Below are 7,021 nucleotides of genomic sequence, written 5' to 3' on the forward strand. Positions count from 1 at the left end.
AGGTTTTGCGCTAACATTCTGCTTATTGTTGCTTCCCTACAAGGAATAAAATGAAAAATTCAGAATTGCATTTGCTGGAATGCAGAAAGATGTTTAACGGGCATCAGGAACGGTACCGCCACTTTTCTCAAACCTGCCGGACGGATATGGTATTTGATGTTTATCTGCCGCCACAAGTCTTAAAAGGCTATCCCGCGCCTGTTTTATATTTTCTTTCCGGCTTAAATAGTGATGGTTCTGAATTGGTTCGGCAAAGCGGAATCCAACGTTTTGCGGCACAATGGAATATTATTGTGGCTTTTCCGGATACCTCGCCACGCGGTCAGCATGTTGCCGACAGTGAGGAACATTATCTTGGACAGGGTGCCGGATTTTATGTCAATGCAACTGAAGCACCTTGGGCGCAGCATTACCAAATGGAAAGCTATATCAGCCAAGAATTGCCTGATTTGATCGAGCATCATTTCCCGGTAACGCAGGAGCGCAGCATTGCAGGTTTCAGCATGGGCGGGCATGGCGCACTGCATTTGGCTTTGAACCATCCCGGCCGATATGCTGCGGTTTCAGCCTTTGCGCCTTTATGTCATCCTATCGATACGGAAGGCGGCAGGCAGGCATTTTCAGCTTATTTGGGGCAAAACGTAGAAACATGGAAACACTATGACAGTACCGAGCTGATTCAGACGGCATCGCATAAATTGCCTGTTTTGATTGATGTCGGCAGTGAAGATGCTTTGTATCCTGAAGTCCTGCAACCGGAAGTGTTTGTCCGCTCAGCACGCGAAAAAGGTTTCAATATCCAATATAAAGTACGCCTGGGCTATGGGCATGACTATTTCTTTATTGCCAGCTTTATCGATTCGCATATTGAGTTTCACGCTCAGGCATTAGGACTTTAAGCAGTATTGAATAAAAGGCCGTCTGAAATCCGATTAATGGTCGGATTTCAGACGGCCTTTTATTTGGTCTTTTTCGACCTTTAATTTCAAACAGACTTATTCCTCAGGACGTTCGCCGTCGGTATCGTCCAATTTGCCTTCGGTGATATCGACATTGATACCGACTGCCGCACGGATTTTGGCATCGATTTCGTTGGCGATATCAGGATTTTCTTTCAACCAAACGCGTACATTGTCTTTACCTTGGCCGATTTTTGCACCGTTGTAGCTGTACCATGCACCGGATTTTTCAACGATGTCATGTTTGACGCCCAGATCAATCAATTCGCCTTCCCAGCTGATGCCTTCGCCGTAAAGAATATCGAATTCGGCTTGACGGAACGGAGGCGCAACTTTGTTTTTGATGACTTTGACTTTGGTTTCGTTACCAATCACGTCATCGCCTTTTTTAATCTGACCGGTACGGCGGATATCGAGGCGGACGGAGGCGTAGAATTTGAGCGCGTTACCTCCGGTTGTGGTTTCAGGGCTGCCGAACATCACGCCGATTTTCATACGGATTTGGTTAATGAAAACAACCAATGTATTGGTGCGTTTGATGTGGCCGGTCAGTTTGCGCAAGGCTTGGCTCATCAGGCGGGCTTGCAGGCCGACGTGGCTGTCGCCCATTTCGCCTTCGATCTCGGCTTTAGGAACAAGTGCGGCTACGGAGTCGACAACGACCATATCGATACCGCCGGAGCGTACCAATGTATCGCAGATTTCCAATGCTTGTTCGCCGGTATCCGGTTGGGAGAGATAGAGTTCTTCAACTTTTACGCCGAGTTTGCGGGCGTAAATCGGGTCAAAAGCATGCTCGGCATCGATGAATGCGCAGATGCCGCCATTTTTTTGGCATTGTGCAATGGCTTCGAGACAGAGTGTGGTTTTACCGGAGGATTCCGGGCCGAAAATTTCAACCACACGGCCGCGGGGCAGACCGCCAACGCCGAGTGCCAAGTCTACGCCGAGGGAGCCGGTGGAAATAACATCAAGGTTTTCTTCCTGTTGGCTGCCGTCCATTTTCATGATGGAGCCTTTGCCGAAGTTTTTTTCGATTTGGGCAAGGGCGGCGGCTAAGGCTTTGCTTTTTTCGTCTGACATGTTTTCTCTCCGAAAGGAAATATGAATCGCTAAGAATTTATTTAGCTATTATCGCATAAATTAAGAAAAAGTATAGTTTTATTTTTATTTTTCAGACGGCCTGTGTTTTTTGTATGCAACAGGCCGTCTGAAACTTTGAATAATCAATCAGTTGGTTAATGATGCAAAAACTTGGAAATAGTCGGGGAAAGTTTTATGCGTACATTTCGGGTCGTTGATGATGACGGGAACGCCCAAAAGCGAAACCAGCGAGAAACACATGGCCATGCGGTGGTCGTCGTAAGTATCGATGACGGCATCGGGGGTAAGTGTTTCGGGAGGCGTAATATGGATGGCTTCGGCTTCTTCAACGACTTCTGCACCCAGTTTGCGCAGTTCGGTTGCCATGGCGGCGATACGGTCGGTTTCTTTGACGCGCCATGAGCCGATATTGCGCAGGGTGCAGGGCTGTTTGGTAGCTAGTGCAACAATGGCCAAGGTCATGGCTGCGTCTGGAATATGGTTGGCATCCAAATCAAAAGCCTGAATCTTGCGCTCGGCAGGGCGGGAAATCTCAACAAAATTTTCGCCCCAAATAACATCCGCACCGATTTTCTCCAGTTCGCGTGCGAAGGCAACGTCGCCTTGAATGCTGTGTGCGCCGATACCGGTCACGCGGATGGGTGTACCCGCAATCAGGCCTGCGCCCAAGAAATAAGACGCGCTGGAGGCATCGCCTTCTACATATAAATGTTCGGGCGCATGATATTTGGCTCCGGCCGGGATGTTAAATACACGGTAGTCTTCATTGATGATGTCTACACCAAACTGCGCCATCAGCTTGAGCGTGATGTCGATATAAGGTTTGGAAATCAACTCGCCTACCATGTGGATTTCAAAAGCTTGTCCGGTCAAGGGTAAAGCCATCAGCAGGGCGGTCAGGAATTGGCTGGAAACATTGCCTTTAATCGGAATAACGCGCTCGCCGTTGTCTTGGCGTTTGCCGATCTGAAGCGGAGGGTAGTTTTCATTGCCCAGATATTGTACGTCTGCGCCGGCAATGCGCAGCGCGTCCACTAAATCGCCGATAGGGCGTTCGTGCATACGCGGCACGCCATGAAGATGATAGTCGCCGCCCAAAACGGCAAGTGCGGCAGTTAACGGGCGGAATGCCGTACCGGCATTGCCTAAAAACAAATCGGCGGTTGGGTTGGGAAAGCGGCCGCCGGTGCCATGAACTTTCAGACGGCCTTCAGGTAAAGATTCAATTTGCACGCCGAGTTTGTCGAGTGCTTCAAGCATTCGGTCGGTATCGTCGGATTTGAGCAAAGAATGGATTTCGCAAACGTTGTCGGAGAGTGCCGCCAAGAGCAGCGTGCGGTTGCTGATGCTTTTGGAACCGGGCAGGGCAACGGTGGAGGGTTTGAGTGTGGAAGCGGGCAGGCGGATGGATTCGGTCATTGGTTAGGATTTCAAATTGTAGACAAAACGATATTATACGCAGGCAAAGGCCGTCTGAAAAATGAAGAGGGCGCAATTTATTTGTGAAAAAAATGAATTTTTATATCGTTACACTATTTTCCAATTATTTATTTTGAAATTTTCTGCTTCAGTTTTGTGTTTGCCGCTATAACTTATTTTGTTGTGGCAGACATATAACCAAACACCATAAGAAAATCAGAAACCATTCTTTCCTATTTTTTCAGACGGCCTTTAATATCGGCGGACAATCATTGATAAAGCAAGAGCACGACCATGAGCCATTATCCTTTGTTTGCCAATTTGAAAAACCGCCCTGTTTTGCTGGCAGGTGCGGGCAAGGTTGCCGAGCGCAAGGCGGAAAGTCTGTTGTCTGCCGGAGCGCGCGTGCGCGTTGTTGCGGAAACTTTAAATCCTCAGTTTCAGCAATGGGCGGATGAAGGGAAAATAGTTTGGCTGGGCGGCTTGTTTGAAGAAGTCATGCTGGACGAGGTGTATTTCGTTATTGCGGCGACGGATGACGGTGTGTTTAACCGCCGTGTTTTTGAAGCGGCGGAACGACGGGCGAAATTGTGCAATACGGTGGATACGGCGGACTTGTGTTCGTTTATCGTGCCTGCCGTGGTGGATAGGGGGCCGTTGAAGATCGCCATATCCAGTGGCGGTACTGCGCCTGTATTGGCGCGGAAATGGCGGCAGATTATCGAGACATTGATTCCGCTGCATACGGGCACGATGGCGCGTATTGCCGGCAAATGGCGCGAAAAGGTTAAGCAAACGCTGAATAATGTCGAACAACGCCGTTATTTTTGGGAAAAGTTGTTTGACAGCCGTTTTGGTATTTTTGCGGCTCAAAACAATATCGAGGCGGCGGAACGCGAATTGATCACGCAGTTAAACCGGGAAACGCCGTTTGGCGGCGAAGTGGTTTTGGTGGGCGCAGGGCCGGGCGATCCGGGCTTGCTGACCATACATGCTTTGCAGGCGATTCAGGCTGCGGATACGGTGTTTTACGATGCTTTGGTGTCGGATGAGATTTTGGCGATGGTGCGTAAAGATGCGGTGAAAATCAGCGTGGGCAAACGCGCCGGTGCGCACCATGTCCAGCAGGAAGAAACCAATCGTCTATTGGTTGAACACGCTCAAAAAGGCGAGCGCGTGGTGAGGTTGAAAGGCGGCGATCCTTTTGTTTTCGGGCGCGGTGGGGAGGAAGTGCAAACCCTGTATCAGGCCGGAATTGCCTACCGCATTGTGCCGGGCATTACTGCTGCGCTTGGTGCCACTGCTTATGCCGGTATTCCGTTAACCCATCGTGATTGCGCACAAAGTGCTTTATTTGTGACCGGCCACAGCAAACATGAGGGCAGCCAGCCCGATTGGCAGACTTTGGCTTTAAGCCGCCAAACATTGGTGATTTATATGGGGACGCTTAAAGCGACCGAGATTGCGGAAAAACTGATGGCTTATGGCAGGCAGCCTTCTACACCTGTCGCCGTGATTTCCAATGGGACTTTACCGCATCAAACCGTGCGGACAGGCCGTCTGAAAGATTTGGGTTTGTTGGCCGCCGAAGCGGAGCGTCCGGCTTTAATGGTAATTGGCGAAGTGGTCGCCCTGCGCAATGAGATGAAATGGTTCGGAGAAGGTATCGAATATTTCGAAGAAGCCGCGTAAAGAGAATGGATTAAATCAGGCCGTCTGAATATTGGTTTCAGACGGCCTTGCCTTATTTAAAAGCTTGGCAATATTGCTGATAACGTTCTGCCAGTCCATATAGAATGATTGCGGTCAGCCCCCAGATGTCGTAGCGTTGGAAAGGCAGGGCGGGGAGGGCGAGGGTTTGATTGTTATGATGAAGTTGACGGAATGTGTAGTTTTGCAGGTTTAAGGCACAATCCAAAGGCAGATAAAAAATTTCAGCTACTTCGTCGGGATTGGCTTTGGGGTTGACGGGCTGGGTGCAAATTGCCGGAACAGGCGTAACACGGTAGCCGGAAGGCGTGTCATAAAAGGGTAGCGGCGCAAAAGTTTGCCATGCGGTAATCGGAATGGCGGTTTCTTCATAAGCCTCTCTTAACGCTGTTGCCGTTAGGCTGTCGTCTTGGGCATCTTTGCGACCGCCGGCAAAGGCAATTTGCCCTGTGTGCTGTCTTAAGGTCTCGGCCCTTTTGGTCAGTAAGATTTGCCACATTCCTTCATGCAAGACAATGCCGACCAAAACGGCTGCTTCTTTGACCGTTTCAGCGGTAACTAATTGATTTCGCTCTGCTTGCATGCGGCTGCTGAAGTGTGAAGCTTGAGTGAGGAAATGGATAAGGTGGTCGGTATTCATCTTTGATGCTGATTGTTTTATGCAGATGAGGATTACACAAGGTTTACGGTTACCGTGTCAACAAAATAGGGTGCGTGTGTTACAGTTATGCCTGAATGATAAATAAAGCTTTGCATCTGTTCTGCAAGTGCTTAGGCCGTCTGAAAATGCCGGCAGGATCTCAAAAAGGATAGTTATGTTGTTTTCCCCATCCCGTATTCGAGTAGCAGCTGCGGCTGTCATGATGTTGTTTGCTACACAAACTTTTGCCGCGCCCGGCGATTCAAAGGCTGTTTTTGAATCGGCTAAGATTATCAAAAAGAAAAGCCGCGCCGACCGTTTTTCTCCTGAAGAGCGCGAACAGGAACGGATACGTCTGTTGGGCATACAAAACCGTACCTCGCAGGTTTTTACTTTGTTAAATTCAGAACTAGCCCTGCAAAAGGGCGATGCGGCTTCTGCACTGTTTACTTATATTTTGACGTTGCATCGCACCAAATCTCCCGAAGTGGCCGAACGCGCTTTGGAGATGGCGGTTTCTTTAAATGCCTTTGAACAGGCTGAAGCCATTTATCAAAAATGGCGAGAAATCGAGCCGGAGCCTGGTGAAACACAAAAGCGTATGACTTGGTTGCGCAATTTGCTGCTGGGCAAAGCCGATAAAAATTTGAGCGGATTGGATAAGGTGATTGCCGGCGGTAGCGAAGATGAGCAAAAGCGCGTGTTCCTGCTTTTGGCACAAACCGCAGCCCAACAGTCGAATCTGACTAGTGATGCGGTCAAACAGGTGCATAAAACGGCATTAAATTATAAAGACTTCCCTGAAGCGGCGATTGCGGATGCAATTTTTAGTGCAAAAGACGGTCAAAAGAAACATGCCATTGCCGCATTGCAACGCTTGGCCAAGTTGGACAACGAAATTCTGCCGCCGACTTTTGTTACCCTGCGTCTGATAGCGCAACGGCATCCTGATATTCTGGACGGCTTTTTCAAAGAGACAGACACCAAAACCTTATCTCCGATTTGGCAGGAATTGGATATCGCCAATTTGATCGCCCATGGCCAAAATGATAAGGCTTTTAAGCGTTTGCAGACTTTGTTGGAAGAAAATCCTAACCCTGATTTGTATATTCAGGCCGCCTTATTGTCCGCCAGCAAGACGGAAAATATTTCTGCGGTAAACAGCTATCTGGAAAAGGCTTATAAAGCC

Annotated in this window: 5 protein-coding genes and 1 pseudogene; 3 read left to right on the forward strand and 3 right to left on the reverse strand. The window is 49.0% G+C overall.

All coding sequences use genetic code 11. The features are described 5' to 3' along the window. The first annotated feature begins 50 nt into the window (after nucleotides 1-50). On the forward strand, nucleotides 51-899 hold the full coding sequence (gene fghA / locus HMPREF2608_RS10305) for an S-formylglutathione hydrolase (RefSeq protein WP_070826956.1): 849 nt from the start codon (nucleotides 51-53) through the stop codon (nucleotides 897-899). A gap of 96 nt (nucleotides 900-995) precedes the next feature. On the opposite strand, the gene recA is transcribed toward fghA, so the two are convergent. Further along, nucleotides 996-2,042 (reverse strand): recombinase RecA, encoded by a 1,047-nt coding sequence (gene recA, locus HMPREF2608_RS10310; protein WP_003680794.1) that lies wholly within the window; start codon nucleotides 2,040-2,042, stop codon nucleotides 996-998. Between the two features lie 147 nt (nucleotides 2,043-2,189). Next, nucleotides 2,190-3,482: a 3-phosphoshikimate 1-carboxyvinyltransferase gene (gene aroA / locus HMPREF2608_RS10315; RefSeq protein ID WP_070826957.1), complete on the reverse strand. Its 1,293-nt coding sequence runs from the start codon at nucleotides 3,480-3,482 to the stop codon at nucleotides 2,190-2,192. A 294-nt stretch (nucleotides 3,483-3,776) separates the two neighbouring features. Between aroA and cysG the strand changes: the two genes are divergently transcribed. Then, nucleotides 3,777-5,174 carry a siroheme synthase CysG gene (gene cysG, locus HMPREF2608_RS10320; RefSeq protein WP_070826958.1) on the forward strand — a complete coding sequence of 466 codons (1,398 nt, stop codon included), beginning with the start codon at nucleotides 3,777-3,779 and terminating at the stop codon, nucleotides 5,172-5,174. A gap of 52 nt (nucleotides 5,175-5,226) precedes the next feature. On the opposite strand, the gene HMPREF2608_RS10325 is transcribed toward cysG, so the two are convergent. Next, the gene (locus tag HMPREF2608_RS10325) at nucleotides 5,227-5,832 is read right to left on the reverse strand and encodes a CoA pyrophosphatase (RefSeq protein ID WP_070826959.1); all 606 of its coding nucleotides are present in this window, start codon (nucleotides 5,830-5,832) and stop codon (nucleotides 5,227-5,229) included. Between the two features lie 175 nt (nucleotides 5,833-6,007). Between HMPREF2608_RS10325 and HMPREF2608_RS10330 the strand changes: the two are divergent. Then, nucleotides 6,008-7,021 (forward strand): annotated as a pseudogene (locus HMPREF2608_RS10330) (hypothetical protein); the annotation flags it as partial.

Source organism: Neisseria sp. HMSC064D07 (genome assembly GCF_001837185.1).
Classification (GTDB): Bacteria; Pseudomonadota; Gammaproteobacteria; order Burkholderiales; family Neisseriaceae; genus Neisseria; species Neisseria flavescens_C.

What these genes read in the sequence shown, in the direction of transcription:
- fghA (WP_070826956.1), top strand. Translation starts at nt 51, where the DNA reads ATGAAAAATTCAGAATTGCATTTGCTGGAATGCAGAAAGATGTTTAAC.
- recA (WP_003680794.1), bottom strand. Translation starts at nt 2,042, where the DNA reads ATGTCAGACGAAAAAAGCAAAGCCTTAGCCGCCGCCCTTGCCCAAATC.
- aroA (WP_070826957.1), bottom strand. Translation starts at nt 3,482, where the DNA reads ATGACCGAATCCATCCGCCTGCCCGCTTCCACACTCAAACCCTCCACC.
- cysG (WP_070826958.1), top strand. Translation starts at nt 3,777, where the DNA reads ATGAGCCATTATCCTTTGTTTGCCAATTTGAAAAACCGCCCTGTTTTG.
- HMPREF2608_RS10325 (WP_070826959.1), bottom strand. Translation starts at nt 5,832, where the DNA reads ATGAATACCGACCACCTTATCCATTTCCTCACTCAAGCTTCACACTTC.